Below are 16,466 nucleotides of genomic sequence, written 5' to 3'. Positions count from 1 at the left end.
CAAGAATATAAATGATCGTTTTAATTTTTCTCCCTACTTTTGTCGCAAAATAGAGTACTAAAAAATAAGGAAGAGAGAGATATGGCAAGCAATCTTGTAATCGTAGAGTCACCAGCAAAGGCTAAGACAATTGAGAAATTTTTAGGAAAAGATTTTCAAGTAGAATCGAGTTTTGGACACATCGCAGATTTGCCTTCTAACGGATTGGGAGTTGACGTAGATGGCGATTTTTCACCTACCTATTTGGTTTCAGATGATAAAAAAACGGTTGTTAGGAAGTTGAAAAGTTTAGCAAAAAAAGCAGACACTGTTTGGTTAGCAAGTGATGAGGATCGAGAAGGAGAAGCTATTGCTTGGCATTTAAAAGAACAGCTAAATTTGAGTGAAGATAATACAAAGCGTATTGTTTTTCATGAAATTACCAAAACAGCAATTCTAAAAGCGGTTGAAAATCCTAGAAAAATTAATTACAATCTAGTAGATGCTCAACAAGCTCGTAGAGTTTTAGATAGAATTGTAGGGTATGAATTGTCTCCTGTTTTGTGGAGAAAAGTTAAAGCTGGACTTTCTGCAGGTAGAGTTCAATCTGTAGCAGTTCGTTTGATTGTAGAAAGAGAACGAAGCATTTTAGAATTTGTAACAGAAGCTAGTTACAAAGTGGTTGCGGAATTTTTTAATGATGAAGGAAAAAAATTCAAAGCAACTTTGCCCAAAGCATTTGAAAAAAGAGAACAGGCAGAAAAGTTTTTAAAGGAATGTGTGGGAGCAGCGTTTAAAATAGCAGATTTAACAACCAAACCTGCAAAAAAATCTCCAGCAGCACCGTTCACAACCTCTACATTGCAACAAGAAGCAGCTAGGAAATTAGGTTTTTCTGTTTCTAAAACCATGACCGTTGCACAACGTTTGTACGAAGCGGGTATTATTACATACATGAGAACGGATAGTGTAAACTTATCTGAAGAAGCTAAAAAATTAGCAGCAGATGAAATTACAGCTTCTTATGGAGCAGAATATAGCAAGCCAAGAAATTACAATACTAAGTCTAAAGGAGCACAAGAAGCACATGAGGCCATTCGTCCTACAGACATGACACTTCATGAAATTCATCAAGAATACGATCAAAATAGATTGTACGATTTGATTTGGAAAAGAACATTAGCTTCTCAAATGAGTGATGCTCAATTGGAACGTACAAACGTGAAAATTGAAAATGATAAAAATACTAAGATTTTTACTGCAAACGGTGAAATGATCAAGTTTGAAGGTTTCTTAAAAGTATATTTAGAAGGAACAGATAATGAGGATGAAGAGCAAGATGGAATGTTACCACGCTTAACCGTTGGTGATGTTTTAGAACATGAATATATTACAGCAACACAACGTTTTTCAAAAGCACCTTATCGTTTTACTGAGGCATCTTTGGTAAAGCAACTAGAAGAATTAGGAATAGGTAGACCTTCTACTTATGCACCTACAATTTCTACTGTTTTAAGAAGAGGTTATGTAGAGAAAGGAACTATTGAGGGAGTAGAAAGAGGTTATGAACAGTTTGTTTTGCAAAATGATGAAATTGTTTCTAAAACCTTAACAGAAAAAGTAGGTTCTGATAAAGGAAAATTGGTTCCAACGGATATCGGAAATATTGTAAACGACTTTCTAGTTGCGCATTTTGAGAAAATTTTAGATTACGGATTTACAGCAAAAGTAGAAGCGCAGTTTGATGAGATTGCAGAAGGAAATGAGGAGTGGATTGGAATGATCAAAGAATTTTATCAAGGATTCCATACTGTTGTAAAAGATGTTGCAGAAAATGCTGAAAGAGAAAGTGGAGAACGTATTTTAGGAAAGCATCCAGAATCAGGTAAAACAGTTTTGGTGCGTTTGGGTAAATTTGGTCCTTTGGCTCAGATTGGTGATCCAGAAGACGAAGAAAAAGAGTTTGCTAGTTTGTTAAAAGAGCAAAATTTAGGAACGGTTACTTTAGAAGATGTTTTAGATTTGTTTTTGTTGCCTAAAAATTTAGGAGCATATAAAGGTGAAGAAGCGGTTGTTTCTAACGGTCGTTTTGGTCCTTATATCAAATACGGAGCTATGTATGTTTCTTTAGAGAGAGGAGAAGATCCTATGTCTGTAGATTTTGATAGAGCCGTAGAACTGATAGAGGCAAAAATAAAAGCAGATGCTCCAATTGCAGAATATGAAGACTTGCCTGTTCAGAAAGGAGTAGGTCGTTTTGGTCCTTTTATCAAATGGAACGGAATGTTTATCAATGTGAACAAAAAGTATGATTTTGATAATTTGTCAGATGATGATATTGTTACACTGATTGAAGACAAAAAGAGAAAAGAGATTGAAAAAGTTGTTCACAATTGGGAAGATGAAGGGATTAGAGTTGAGAAAGCACGTTGGGGGAGGCATAATATTATTAAAGGGAAGACAAAAATTGAGTTGGCAAAAACAATAGATGCACCTGCGCTTACTTTAGAAGAAGTGAAAGATATTATTGAAAAAAACGCTCCTAAAAAGAAAGCTCCAGCTAAAAAACGAGCTCCAGCTAAAAAAACAGTGGCTAAGAAACCAGCAGCAAAAACAACAAAGAAAAAATAAAGGAGTATGATTCAAGAATTTTTCACTCCAATTTCGGAAAGTGTTTTGCAACAAAACAATTCGGAAAGTAGTGTTTTTGAGAGTCTGTTGATTAAAAACATAGAAGGGCAGGAGTTTCCCGTGTTAGAAGGTGTTAAGTTGGCTATTTTTGATGTTCAAGAAAGTAGAGCATCTATAAATAATGAGGGAACAGGTGTTGGAGCAAGTGAAATTCGAAAAGAATTGTACAGGCTACATTCAGGAAATTGGACAGTTTCAATTGCAGATTTGGGAACAATTAAAGCAGGAAATCTAATAAAAGACACTTATTATGCTGTCAAAGAAACAGTTTCTTTCTTGTTGAAAAATGATATTTTGCCAATTATAATTGGAGGCGGTCAAGATTTGATTTATGCAAATTACAAAGCCTACAGTCAATTGGATCAAACGGTTAATTTGGCTGTTGTGAGTCCTAAGTTCAATTTTGGAAATGAAGAAGAGGAGTTGAGTTCAAATTCCTTTTTGAGTAAAATAATTTTAGAAGAGCCTTGTAACTTGTTCAATTATGCTAATTTAGGATATCAAACATATTACAACTCTTCAGAAGAGATTTTATTGATAGAAAAGTTGAGTTTTGAGGCTCATAGAGTGGGTGTTTTGAAAGATTTAACAATTGCAGAACCTGTAATGAGAGATGCTGATATTGTTGGAATTGATATTGGGGCTGTAAGAGCGAGTGAGGCACCAGGTAATGGAAATGCAAATCCAAATGGATTGTATGGAGATGATATTTGTGCCCTAGCAAGATATGCTGGAATTAGTGATAAAGTAACCTCTTTTGGGATTTATGAATACAATCCTATTTTTGATCAAAATGGTCAAACAGGGAAATTAATTTCTCAAATGATTTGGTACTTTATAGAAGGATTCTCACTAAGAACGAATGATTATCCATACGGATTTAAAGATTCGTATTATAAATATTTAGTTCCTTTTGAAAACGAAGTTATTTGTTTTTATCAAAGTGATAAAAGTTTGAGATGGTGGATGCAAGTAGATGTAAATACGCAGAGTAAATACAAAAGACATGTGTTGATTCCTTGTTCACACGAGGATTATTTAAATGCAATAGAACAGAAAATACCAGATAGGTGGTTCAATGCTTGTAAAAAAATGGATTTAAGTTAATTGTCTTAAGATTAGGTTAAGTTTGAAATATGGTCTAATAGTTTTATTGCTTAATTAGATTTTTTTTCTAAGTTTACACCAAATTCTATAGTTAAGAAGATACAACAATAAAATAATATGAAGAAAATACTTTTCTTATCCTTAATAGCAACATCATTAGTAAGTTGTGGTAAATTATTTAGTGATAGAGGTGAACTTGTAGGGGCTAAGTCTGAATCTTGGTTTGCAGAGAGACCTTTTGGTATGGTTTTAATTCCTGGTGGTACTTTTACTATGGGGAAGACTGAAGAAAACAGATGGGAAGCATTTAAAATGTCTCCTAAAAGTGTATCAGTAAAAGAATTTTTTATGGATGACACCGAAATAACAAACAGTGAATACAAAGAATTTGTTTATTGGGTTAGAGATTCTATTGTAAGAACAGAATTGGCAATGTTTGCAGAAACATCAACTTCTATAGAGGGTGAAAGTAGACAAGGTTCAATCGCTGACTATAAATATTTGGATTTAAGTATCGATGTAGATTCAGATAAAATTACACCGTATCAAAAGTACATGTTGAATACCTATGGTTCTTTAAGTAGAAATCATTTAGGAACTTCCCCATTAAATTGGGATGTGCCTATCATTTGGGACATCAATGAATATCCTGATGAAGCGTATGCAGAGGTAATGGATCAGATGTATTTGCCTAGTGAAGATGTTGGTGAAAAAAGAGTTTTTGACGTAGAATTTTTAAAGTATTCTTATTTATCTAGTCACAAGAGTAATTTAGATCTTGTCGATGGAAAGAAAAAAATTAATGATGCTGTAGATATCAATGTTTACCCAGATACTACTGTGTGGGCAAAAGACTTTGAGTATTCTCATAATGATGTAATGGTAAGCAATTACTTTTGGCATTCTGCTTTTGAAAAATATCCTGTTGTAGGGGTAAGTTGGAATCAAGCAAAAGCTTTTTGTAATTGGAGAACTAAAAAGAAAAACGATTATTTAAGATCTTCTCAATCAGGAATACAAGCACCAGAATTTAGATTGCCAACAGAGGCAGAGTGGGAGTTTGCAGCAAGAGGAGGAATTGAAAATGGGAAATATCCATGGGGAGGTCCTTATGTTACTGATAAAGCTGGATATTATTTAGCGAATTTCAAACCAAAAAGAAATGACTTTGGTGCAGATGGTTTTATTTATACCGTTGAGTCTAAGTCTTTTCCATCAAATGATTATGGATTGTATAACATGGCAGGAAATGTTTCTGAATGGACATCAAATGCATACAATATAACAAGTACTTACGTTACGTCATCTTTAAATGTAAATGTAGATGACCCTGCAAATAAAAGAAAAATCATAAGAGGTGGTTCTTGGAAAGATATTGCTTACTTTTTAGAAGTAAGTACGCAAGATTACGAATATGCTGACTCTTCTAAAAGTTACATTGGTTTTAGAACTGTACAAGATTACTTAGGAGACATTAGAGCAGAAAACTAGAAACTAAACAAAACAATTTAAGAATAAAAATTTATTAGCTATGTTACATTCAAAAGGATTTAAGAAATTTATGGCAATGGCCTATGGTATTGGAGGGGCTGTAGTAATTGTAGGGGCTTTGTTTAAGTTAATGCACTGGGAAGGATCATCAGAAATGTTGGTCTTAGGATTGGGTACTGAAGCCTTTATTTTCGTTATATCTGCATTTGAACCATTACCACAAGATGAATTAGACTGGTCTTTAGTATATCCTGAGTTAGCTGGAGGAAGCAAGTCTATGAAAAAAGAAAAAGAGAAAGAAACACCTGAAGGTATCTTAACTAAAAAAATTGACGATATGTTAGCTGCTGCTAAGCTAGATGCAGGTGTCGTTAATAAGTTAACAACAAGTATGAATAACCTTTCTGCTGCTGCTAAGCAAATTGGAGATAGTTCAGGAGCTGTTGCGGATACAACTAAATACAACAAAGAGATTACTTCTGCTGCAAACCATTTAGAAAAAATAAATGCGATGTATTCAACACAAGAAGAGAGTATGACTAAAGTACAGAAGTCTCAAATGGAAGTGCTAGAAAATCAATCTAAATTGGTGAATTCTGTGTCTCAAAAATCTGAAGAGTTGACAAAGCAAATGGATGCACTTTCAAAAAATATTTCTTCATTGAATACTGTTTATGGTGGTATGTTGTCTGCAATGGGATCAAAATAAAGAACTGTTATAATTAAGAATTTTAAAAATTATATTTTATGGCAGGAGGAAAATTAAGCCCTAGGCAGAAAATGATTAACCTGATGTATCTTGTATTATTAGCCCTTTTGGCAATGCAGGTATCAGTAGAGGTTATGGAGGCATTCGGAAAGATGTACGAAAGATCTGAAGATGCAATAGAACAAGGAGTAGAGAAAAACAAAGCTACTTTAGCGGATCTTCAGAGAATGAGTGTTGAAAATCCAGCTCAATATGAAAAAACATATAAAACTGCAAAACAAGTTGAAGAAGTTACTCAGAAATTTATTTCTGAAATTGAAATTTTAAAAAATGTGATAAAGGAAGCAAATCCTATTGAACCAGAAACTGGTAAATTACCAGCCTCTGAAATGGGAAAAGGTGATTTGATGGATGAATTTTTGTTTGGTGGTGAAGGTAACAAACCAGCAGGTGATAAATTTGTAGCAGCTGTAGACGAATATAAAAATCAAATGACAAAGTTGGTTGGTGGTAATAGTGCCATTGTAAATCAACTAAATGCAAGTTTTGATACATCACCAGTAGCGTCTAAAGAAGGTCCAAAAAAACCTTGGTTAGATTACAATTTCAAAGGAATTCCTACTATTGGAACCATTGCTATTTTGTCTAGTATGGAAAATGCAGTGTTGAATATTGAAAATGAATCATTAACAGCAGCATTATCTGGAAGATTAAAAGAAGCTTCGTCTGCAACACAGTTGAAGGCTTTTGTAAGGTTGGATAAAAGCACGTACAGTCCTGGTAGTGAGGTTAAAGCAGAAGTTTTTTTAGCAAGTAAGGATGATACCAAAGTGCCACATAAAGTAAAAATTAATGGAAGTAACATTGATTTAAATAAAAACTTTAAAGGAGGAATGGTAAGTTACAGCTTTCGAGCGGGAAATGTAGGAGATAGACCTATTGTTGGAGAATTTGTTTTTAAAGAAAATGGAAAAGAAATTTTAGTGCCAATTGAAAGTAACTATTCTGTAGTTGCTGCTTCTAACCAAGCAATTGTATCTGCTGATAAAATGAATGTAGTGTATAGAGGATTAGAAAATCCTATTACAGTTACAATTCCTGGTATTAGCCCAACAAAAGTAAAAGCAAGTGCTCCTGGTTTGTCACAAAAAAGTGGTACTAATTATATATTAAAACCTGGAACAGGTAAAACGGTAACCATAAATGTTGTAGGTACGGCAGATAGTGGAGAACAAGTTAAATCTGACCCTGTTACCTTTAGGATTAAAGACATTCCTCAGGCTATGGCTAGTATTAGAGGAGAATATGGTAGTATTAAAATGCCTAAAACAAGTTTGGCTAAGTCATCTGTAGGTGCTGGATTACCAGATTTTGTTTTTGACTTGACCTTAAGAGTACAAAGTTTTAAAGTAAAAGTTCCTGGAAAAACAACAGTTATCGTTAATGGAGGTAGAATGAATTCTCAAGCTCAAAAAGCTATAGAATCTGCCAAGAGAGGTGATATAGTTACTATCTTTGGAATTAGAGCAGCAATTGTTGGTAACTCATCTTATAAGCTGAAAGAAGTGTTACCTATTAGTGTAGAAATTTCTAATTAATATTGAAATGAAGAATTATAGAGTATTTAGTACGTTTTTATTTTTAATAGTTACGACCATAAGTTTTTCGCAAACTAACTTTGGTTTGTTGAATGCTACAAAAGCATCACAGATTGGTGTAAAGTCAGAAGAGCGAATTCGTGTAGATAATGACAAACCTTTACCATATGCATATGTGGATGAAAGAGATATTTTATGGTCTAAAGTTGTTTGGGAAACTATTGATTTGTACCAAAAGAAAAACTTTAGATTGTATTATCCTGTAAATGATGATCAATTAGGTAGCAAGTCTTTATTTTCAAATTTGTTGAATAACATTAGAAATGGAGAAATTACTGAAATCTATGAAGATTCTCAATTTGTAAATAAATTACCTCTTTCTGAAATAGAAAAGAAATTAGTACGTGTTGATACTGCAAGTTATGGGTATGATTTACTAAATGAAGGAGAAACAGACATTAGTGAATATGTTGATAAGAACTTCATCACTCCTCAAGATATACAATCTTATCAGGTAAAAGGTATTTGGTACTTCAATAAATTGTCAGGACAAATGACCTATCGTTTGTTAGCTATTGCACCCATGGCTCCCGATGTTCAAACAATCGGTAGAGATGATATCATAGATGATGCAATTTATCCTTTGTTTTGGGTGTTTTATCCAAATGCAAGAGAAGTTTTACACAACACTTATCCAATCAAAACTGGTTTTGCTGCACAAAGCGCTTCGTATGATTATATTTTGAATACAAGAGATTTTTCTTCTGTAATTATCAAAGAAGAAAACATGTTTGGAAATAGAAGCATAAGTGAATATGAACCAAAATCTTTATTACAATTAAGAAAAGCTGAAGATATTAAAAACGAAATAAGAGACTTAGAATCTGATATGTGGACCTATTAGATTACAATTTCTTAATGAATACATAAAAAAAACTTTCAGTAATACTGGAAGTTTTTTTTTATTCTTGTAAGCTATGAATTAATTGTTTGAATATGTCGTTAGTAAATGCAAAAGATTTTGAAGTTCTGTTAAAATTAGATAAAGTTCCTTTACTTGGAAATTTAGTGGGTAGACTTATTATGTTCTTAACACAACTAAACAAAGTGAATAAGGTGTATGATAGACATAAAAACAAAACTGCTTTGCATTTTTTGAATAGTCTATTAGATGAATATGATATCAATTTTCATGTTTCAGAATCTGATTTAGAGAAAATACCTAGAGGTGATGCTTTTATCACCATTTCAAATCATCCGTTAGGGGGAATTGACGGTGCTATTTTGCTTAGGATTTTATTAAGCGTTAGGGATGACTATAAAATTATCGCAAATTTTTTATTACAAAAGCTTGAGCCTATAAGTTCTCATATAATGCCTGTCAATCCTTTTGAAGATAGAAAAGATCAAAAGTCTAGTGTAAAAGGACTGATTGCTGCTTTAAAGCATTTGGAGCAAGGAAACCCTTTGGGGATATTTCCTGCTGGAGAAGTTTCTACTTTGAAAGAAAAAAATATTTATGTAGATAGTAAGTGGGAAGATGGAGCTATCAAATTGATTAAAAAAGCCAACGTTCCTGTACTTCCTATTTATTTTCATGCAAAAAATAGTCCTTGGTTTTATAGATTGTCAAGTATAAGTGGAGTGCTTAGAACCCTAAAATTACCTTCAGAGCTAGGTAATAAGCGTAAGCAAATCATTCATGTGAAAATTGGTACTCCAATCAAACCAAAGGAAATCAAAGCCATTGATGATTTAGAAGTTTTAAAGAATTTCTTGAGAGAAAAAACGTATTTACTGTCTAAATCTTTTTTGAGGAAAAGAAAACAAATCAATGAGTATAGAACACATTTAAAAAAGAAAGCTAAAGAAATTGCCTCACCAAAAAATCACCAGGATATTTGTAATGAAATAGAAGGTATTCGCACGCTTAAAAAACGTTTGTTTGTTTCTAATGAATACGAGGTTTTTTTAACAAAAGCAGATAACATTCCTAATCTGATGCAAGAAATAGGAAGGCTTAGAGAAATTACATTTAGGTTGATTGGAGAGGGAACCAATAAAAAGTCTGATACGGATAAGTTTGACAGTTATTACCACCATTTGATTCTTTGGAATACGGAGGAAGAAAGATTTGTAGGGGCTTATAGAATGGGATTGGGAGAAGAGATTTTTAAACGCAATGGTTTTAAGAGTTTTTATGTTTCTACCTTTTTTAATTTTTCAAAAGAGATGGATGAGAAATTACCCAAGACTATAGAAATGGGAAGAGCATTTATTGTTCCTGAATACCAACAAAAACCGATGCCTCTTTTCTTGTTGTGGAGAGGAATTGCTGCGGTTACTATTAAATATCCACAATATGAATACTTAATGGGAGGAGCTACAATAAGTAATTTGTTTACCAATTATTCAAAATCCTTAATGATGAGTTTCTTGGAAAATTACTACAGTAACGCTGATATTACACCTTATGTTACCTCTAAAAATCCATTTAAAGTTGATTTAACAGTAAGTGAAAAACGGTACATGGAAAGTTTTGTAGGGCCTGAAGTGAAAAAATTAGATGCTATTATCAAAGAAGTAGAAGGTGATAAATTGCGATTGCCTGTGTTGATCAAACAATACATAAAACAAAATGCAAAGTTTGTTGCTTACAATGTTGATCATGATTTTAACGATGCTATTGATGCATTGATTTTTATGAGAATTAGTGACATTCCTAGAAGTACTATTGAGCCAATCTTGAAAGATGTGACTATAGAGAATTAGTGTTTAAATTTACCTATTTCGTCTATAAAAGTTCGATCGTTAAACAATCTTGGTACTTTGTGTTGACCTCCTAATTTGTTTTTGCTTTTCAACCAATCGTGGAATAAATCTTTTTGAGCAATAGTAATAAGAGGTTTGATCAAAGTCATGTCCTTATAGCGCTTTGCTTCGTAATCTGAATTTATTTTTTTCAAAGCATTGTCTAGTTCGGTGCTAAAAATCTCTATTGAATTTGGAGAAGTGTCAAATTCAATCAACCATTCATGTCTTGCTTTGTTATTCTCTTGCATAAAAACAGGTGCTGCGGTGTAATCTTTTATTTGTGCTTGAGTTTTGGCACAAGCATGTTTTAAAGCTTCTTCTGCGTTTTCAATAATCAATTCTTCACCAAATGCATTGATAAAGTGTTTGGTTCTTCCTGTAATCCTAATTCGATGTGGTTTTAGAGAGGTAAATTTAATAGTATCACCAATAATGTATCTCCACAATCCTGCATTGGTTGTAATTACTAGAGCGTAGTTTTTATCAATTTCAACCTCAGACAAAGAAATTGTTTTGGAGTGTACACTTCGGTATTCGTCCATCGGAATAAATTCGTAGAAAATACCATAATCAAGCATAAGTAATAAATCACTAGAGTGGTTCTGATCTTGGATAGCAAAAAATCCTTCAGAAGCATTGTAGGTTTCGTAATACTTAAATTTATCAGAAGGGATTAATTTTTTGTACTGCTCTTTGTAAGGTGAAAAATTGACTCCTCCATGAAAATAGACCTCTAAATTAGGCCATACTTCTAAGATGTTTTTTTTGCCAGTATGTAGCAGAACTCTTTCTAATAAAACCAACATCCAGGAAGGAACACCTGCCAAACTTGTAATGTTTTCACCAACGGTTTCTTTGATAATTGCATCCATTTTAGACTCCCATTCAGACATCAATGCAGTTTCTTGTTTGGGAGCACTACTCATATCTGCCCACAAAGGTAAATTCTCTATAATAATAGCAGATAAATCACCAAAATAAGCATCATTGTCCTCATATACAGCACTACTGCCTCCTAAACGTAAGTTTTTACCCGTGAATAATTTTGCATCTTCATTGTTGTTGCAAAACAAAGTAAGCATGTCTTTTCCACCCTTAAAATGGCATAGTTTTATGGCATCTTCACTTACGGGAATAAACTTACTTTTTGCGTTTGTGGTACCACTAGATTTGGCATACCACTTTATTTTGTTGTCCCAAAGAACACTTTTGTTGGTTGTTCTTTGTTTTTCTATATACGGACTCAATGCTTCATAATTTACCAATGGAACTCGAGTTTTGAAATCTTGGTAGTTTTTTATTTTTTTAAAATGATGTTTCTTTCCGTAGCTTGTTTTTTTTGCAGCAGTTAAAAGTTTGATTAACTGTTCGTTTTGAACTTCCACAGGATATTTTAAGAACAATTCTATCTGATGTTTTCGTTTTTTTAAAAACCAGGAAATAATAGAGTTTATTATTGGCAATGTCATAGATTGTTATACTAATTGCGGGTTAAATTCAATATCTTTGATTGATCTAATTTAGTTTTTTTCTATGAAATATCAGGGAGTATTAACCAAAATGACCACGGAAAACACAAATCAAGTTCAGTATTATTTAAATACAGAAAACCACGTGTTGCATTTGAATCAAATTATCGACAAATCGGTAGCAATTACCTTTGTAGGATATCAATGTTTGTGCTGTGGCAAAGAAAAAAAAATATTTAGACAAGGACACTGTTATGAATGTTTTTACGAACAACCCGGTGTTGCAGATTGGGTAATGAAACCTGAGTTAAGTAAAGCTCATTTGGGTATTGAGGATAGGGATTTGGCTTATGAAGAAAAAGCTCAATTACAACCACACATTGTATATTTGGCTCTATCTAGCAATGTAAAAGTTGGGGTTACAAGAAAAAGTCAAATACCAACCAGGTGGATAGATCAAGGAGCCAACAAAGCAATTGTTTTTGTAGAAACACCGAATCGATTTTTGGCAGGAATCACAGAAGTTGCCTTAAAGGAATTTGTGAGTGATAAGACTAGTTGGCAAAAGATGTTAAAAAATGATGTAGTTGAAGAAGATTTGATTGCAATTAAAGAGCAGTTAAAAGCTTATTTGCCAGAAGAGGTACAACAATATTATGTACATGAAGATCTTGTGTTAGAATTCAATTATCCAGTTGAAAATTATCCAATAAAAGTGGGGAGTTTAAATTTAGAAAAAGAAAATTTTTACCAAGGAAAATTGATTGGAGTCAAAGGTCAATATCTGATTTTTGAAGACGGAAAAGTTTTTAATGTAAGGTCTTATGAAGGTTATAAAGTAAGTATAGAAATAGCATAAAAAAAGCGACTCCAAAGAGTCGCTTTTTTTATGAAAAAGTGCGGTTTATAAATTTTTAGCATCTTCTAAAAACTTAGCCAAACCACTATCTGTTAAGGGATGTCTCATCAATCCTTCAATAGCAGACAAAGGTCCTGTCATTACATCTGCTCCAATTTTAGCACAATCTACAATGTGCATAGTGTGTCTAACAGAGGCTGCTAAAATTTCAGTTTCAAAGAAATAGTTGTCGTATACTTCTCTAATTTCACCAATTAAGTGTAGTCCATCAGTAGAAATATCATCCAAACGACCAATAAAAGGAGATACATACGTAGCACCTGCTTTTGCAGCTAACAATGCTTGACCTACAGAAAACACTAAAGTTACATTGGTTTTAATTCCTTTAGCACTAAAATACCTACACGCTTTTATTCCATCTTTTATCATTGGAAGCTTTACAACAATTTGTGGGTGTAAAGCAGCTAAAGCTTCTCCTTCTTTTACCATTCCATCAAAATCCGTAGAAAGTACTTCGGCACTTACATCACCATCTACCAATTCGCAAATAGCCTTGTAATGATTAAATATGTTAGCTTCTCCACTAATTCCTTCCTTAGCCATTAAAGAAGGATTGGTAGTTACACCGTCTAAAACCCCCAATGCTTGTGCTTCTTCAATTTGATCTAAGTTGGCAGTATCTATAAAAAATTTCATTTTATTGAGTTTATTGTTCCTAGTAAATATAGAAATTCAATCCATAGAATAGAAATGAATTTGATGGGAAACATATTAAGATTTTGTAAAATAAAAAAAGCTCTTTAAATAAATTTTAAAGAGCTTTATGAAATAGAAGATCAGTTTTTGACTAATTGATCATTTCTTTTAAATTTTTAACAGTGGCAATTGGGTCTTCTGCACCAAAAACGTAACTACCAGCTACTAATACATCAGCACCAACTTCTACCAAGTTGTTTGCGTTTTTATCTGTTACACCACCATCAATTTCAATTTTAGTAGCGCAACCTTTAAAAATGATTAAATTTTTCAACTGTTGTACTTTGGTGTAGGTGTTTTCAATAAATGATTGACCTCCAAAACCTGGATTTACACTCATGATACAAACTAGATCTAAATCTTGAATAATATCTTCTAAAACAGAAATAGGTGTGTGTGGATTTAAAGCAACACCTGCTTGCATACCTTCAGCTTTTATTGCTTGAATGGTTCTGTGCAAGTGTGTACAAGCTTCGTAATGCACAGTTAAAATATCGGCACCACAATCTTTAAATGTCTTGATGTATCTATCAGGATCAACAATCATCAAATGCACATCCATCGGTTTGGTTGCGTATTTTTTAATGGCTTTCATTACAGGCATTCCAAAAGAAATGTTAGGAACAAAAACACCGTCCATAATATCAATATGAAACCAATCTGCTTCACTGTTGTTGATCATTTCCACATCACGTTGGATGTTGGCAAAGTCGGCAGCTAATACCGAAGGAGCTACTAATTTACTCATCTATTTTTATAAGGTGTTTTGATTAACCTAAATAGGTCATTAAAATTTTACTTCTAGAAGTGTGTTTCAATCTACGGATTGCTTTTTCTTTAATCTGACGAACACGTTCACGTGTCAAATCAAAAGTTTCTCCAATTTCTTCTAAAGTCATAGGTTGGTGTTCCCCCAATCCAAAGTACAAACGTACCACGTCTGCTTCTCTAGGAGTTAAGGTTTCTAAAGCACGCTCAATCTCTACTTTTAAAGATTCGTGTAACAACGTTCTGTCAGGATTTGGAGATTCTCCAGAATTTAAGACATCGTATAAATTAGAATCTTCACCTTCAATCAATGGAGCATCCATAGATACGTGACGACCAGAGTTTTTCATAGACTCTTTTACATCGTTCACAGTCATGTCTAATTTCTTAGCAATTTCTTCTGCAGATGGAGGACGTTCGTTTTCTTGCTCTAAGAAAGCGTACATTTTATTGATTTTGTTGATAGAACCAATTTTGTTCAATGGCAAACGTACAATACGAGATTGTTCTGCCAATGCTTGTAAAATAGATTGACGAATCCACCATACAGCATAAGAGATAAATTTAAAACCACGAGTTTCATCAAAACGTTTTGCAGCTTTAATCAATCCTAAGTTTCCTTCGTTGATTAAATCTGGTAATGTCAACCCTTGGTTTTGGTATTGTTTAGCAACAGATACCACAAAACGCAAGTTAGCTTTGGTCAATCGTTCTAATGCCGCTTGATCTCCAGCCTTGATACGTTGTGCTAATTCCACCTCCATATCGGCAGTAATCAAATCTACTTTTCCGATTTCTTGTAAATATTTATCCAAAGATGCGGTTTCACGATTGGTAACCTGCTTGGTAATTTTAAGTTGTCTCATCTACTTTTCTACTTGTTAAACTATAATGTGTCTATCTAAATACGAGAGATTTATAGTTTTTGTTACAAAAAGAACGTTATTTTTTAAAATTTATTTTTTAATAGTTATCAAGATTCTCGTTTTAGGAGTCTTCTAACGGAGTAAATGATATGTGAAAAAGCTTAAATTTAATTTCGTAACAGATGTGTTTTAGAAGTAGTTCTACTATTGATATAAAAATTTGTATGAATAAACGGTGAATACGTGGGGTTTAATGATCTGTGTTTTTAAGAGCTTTTTAGCATTTGCTTTTTTGAAAAAGGGAATATACAGGAAAATGATCGCTAAAACCACCTCTGTAAAATTTACCAATGTAAGTTCTTAAAGGTTCTCCTTTGTTTCTACCTGTCCAATCTGTTAAAAAATCTTTGTTGTAAATTTTGGCACTTACAAATTTATTTCCATCAGAGGTTAGGTAAGAACTACTGTAGAGTATTTGATCGAACAAATGCCAAACTCCATTGTGTACCATGCTCCCCTGTTTTGGGGTTAAAAGTGATGTCATTGGGTTTTTAATTTGATCAGAAACAATGTGTTTTGCAATACTATCAGAAGTAGGATCGTCGTTAAAATCCCCCATAATAATAATTTTTGCATTAGGATCATTTTGTAAAATAGAATCCATTCTGTAGGTCAAAATATTGGCCAACGCAATTCTTTTCAAATAAGTTTTATCAATCCCTTTTCTTCTCGACGGCCAGTGATTGACAAAAATATGAGTCAATTCTCCGTAGAGATTTCCTTGAACATATAAAATATCTCTGGTATCATCTTTTACACCGTTGGTTTCAAATACTTGAACGGGAATGGCTTCTGATGAGGTCAATTCAAAAAAATCTTTGTGGTACAAAAGAGCAACATCAATACCTCTTTCGTCGGGAGAATCGTAATGCACACAGTCATAGTTTAAATACCTCAACGTTTCGCTGTGAATAATGTCAATAGCCACTTGTTTGGTTTCTACTTCGGCAAGTCCAACCAAAACAGGAGGAAACATGCAATTGTCAGTACCAATTTTAGAAATAACTTTGGCAATTTTATTGATTTTGTGTTGGTAACGATAATGTCCCCATTTTTTACGTCCGCTAGGTGTATAGTCTGTGTCTAAAGTATGTTTGTCATCTTTATAATCAAATAGGTTTTCGGTATTGTAAAAGGCAATTGAAAATAAGTTGTCATCTTCCACAGGTGGTGTTTTTGGAACGTAAAGATATCTTTATTACTGAAAATTTTCAAACAAAGTTGTGTTATTATACCTATGTAAATAAAGGTGTTTTGTAAAAGAAACAGATGCTATTGATACTGCGGGAATTATGTACC

The 16,466-nt window shown here is 33.1% G+C and carries 13 protein-coding genes; 8 read left to right on the top strand and 5 right to left on the bottom strand.

Translation table 11 applies throughout. The features are described 5' to 3' along the window. Positions 1-81 precede the first annotated feature (81 nt). The 7 genes from topA to Q4548_RS07305 all read left to right on the top strand — a co-directional run bounded on the left by topA (position 82) and on the right by Q4548_RS07305 (position 10,347). Positions 82-2,610: a type I DNA topoisomerase gene (topA, locus tag Q4548_RS07335; RefSeq protein ID WP_303453168.1), complete on the top strand. Its 2,529-nt coding sequence runs from the start codon at positions 82-84 to the stop codon at positions 2,608-2,610. A 6-nt stretch (positions 2,611-2,616) separates the two neighbouring features. Then, positions 2,617-3,777: a formimidoylglutamase gene (locus Q4548_RS07330; protein ID WP_303453166.1), complete on the top strand. Its 1,161-nt coding sequence runs from the start codon at positions 2,617-2,619 to the stop codon at positions 3,775-3,777. A 117-nt stretch (positions 3,778-3,894) separates the two neighbouring features. Beyond that, positions 3,895-5,268 carry a gliding motility lipoprotein GldK gene (gene gldK / locus Q4548_RS07325; protein WP_303453164.1) on the top strand — a complete coding sequence of 458 codons (1,374 nt, stop codon included), beginning with the start codon at positions 3,895-3,897 and terminating at the stop codon, positions 5,266-5,268. A gap of 40 nt (positions 5,269-5,308) precedes the next feature. Further along, positions 5,309-5,977, top strand: coding sequence for a gliding motility protein GldL (gldL, locus tag Q4548_RS07320; RefSeq protein WP_303453160.1), 669 nt, complete (start codon positions 5,309-5,311; stop codon positions 5,975-5,977). Positions 5,978-6,015: 38 nt separating this feature from the next. Next, positions 6,016-7,575, top strand: coding sequence for a gliding motility protein GldM (gene gldM / locus Q4548_RS07315; protein ID WP_303453158.1), 1,560 nt, complete (start codon positions 6,016-6,018; stop codon positions 7,573-7,575). Positions 7,576-7,582: 7 nt separating this feature from the next. Then, on the top strand, positions 7,583-8,479 hold the full coding sequence (gene gldN, locus Q4548_RS07310) for a gliding motility protein GldN (RefSeq protein WP_303453156.1): 897 nt from the start codon (positions 7,583-7,585) through the stop codon (positions 8,477-8,479). Between the two features lie 92 nt (positions 8,480-8,571). Further along, positions 8,572-10,347, top strand: a complete 1,776-nt coding sequence (locus Q4548_RS07305) for a lysophospholipid acyltransferase family protein (RefSeq protein WP_303453154.1) — start codon at positions 8,572-8,574, stop codon at positions 10,345-10,347. Here the strand turns inward: Q4548_RS07305 and Q4548_RS07300 are convergent. Next, positions 10,344-11,858 carry a GH3 auxin-responsive promoter family protein gene (locus Q4548_RS07300; protein ID WP_303453152.1) on the bottom strand — a complete coding sequence of 505 codons (1,515 nt, stop codon included), beginning with the start codon at positions 11,856-11,858 and terminating at the stop codon, positions 10,344-10,346. The two genes, Q4548_RS07305 and Q4548_RS07300, sit on opposite strands and share 4 nt — an antisense overlap. Positions 11,859-11,922: 64 nt before the next feature. On the opposite strand from Q4548_RS07300, the gene Q4548_RS07295 reads away from it, so the two are divergent. Further along, a complete protein-coding gene (locus tag Q4548_RS07295; protein ID WP_303453148.1) occupies positions 11,923-12,717 on the top strand; it encodes a DUF2797 domain-containing protein in 795 nt (264 codons plus the stop codon). A 45-nt stretch (positions 12,718-12,762) separates the two neighbouring features. On the opposite strand, the gene fsa is transcribed toward Q4548_RS07295, so the two are convergent. The 4 genes from fsa to Q4548_RS07275 all read right to left on the bottom strand — a co-directional run bounded on the left by fsa (position 12,763) and on the right by Q4548_RS07275 (position 16,332). Continuing rightward, positions 12,763-13,413, bottom strand: coding sequence for a fructose-6-phosphate aldolase (fsa, locus tag Q4548_RS07290; protein WP_303453145.1), 651 nt, complete (start codon positions 13,411-13,413; stop codon positions 12,763-12,765). A gap of 151 nt (positions 13,414-13,564) precedes the next feature. Beyond that, positions 13,565-14,221, bottom strand: a complete 657-nt coding sequence (rpe, locus tag Q4548_RS07285; RefSeq protein WP_303453142.1) for a ribulose-phosphate 3-epimerase — start codon at positions 14,219-14,221, stop codon at positions 13,565-13,567. A gap of 22 nt (positions 14,222-14,243) precedes the next feature. Then, positions 14,244-15,107, bottom strand: a complete 864-nt coding sequence (locus Q4548_RS07280) for an RNA polymerase sigma factor RpoD/SigA (RefSeq protein ID WP_068827853.1) — start codon at positions 15,105-15,107, stop codon at positions 14,244-14,246. 277 nt (positions 15,108-15,384) lie between these two features. After that, entirely contained in the window at positions 15,385-16,332 is a 948-nt protein-coding gene (locus Q4548_RS07275; RefSeq protein WP_303453136.1) for an endonuclease/exonuclease/phosphatase family protein, read from the bottom strand. Between the last annotated feature and the right edge of the window lie 134 nt (positions 16,333-16,466).

The sequence above is a fragment of the Wenyingzhuangia sp. 2_MG-2023 genome (assembly GCF_030548295.1).
In the GTDB taxonomy this organism is placed as follows: Bacteria; Bacteroidota; Bacteroidia; order Flavobacteriales; family Flavobacteriaceae; genus Wenyingzhuangia.
This window is presented reverse-complemented; position numbering and strand designations above follow the sequence as displayed.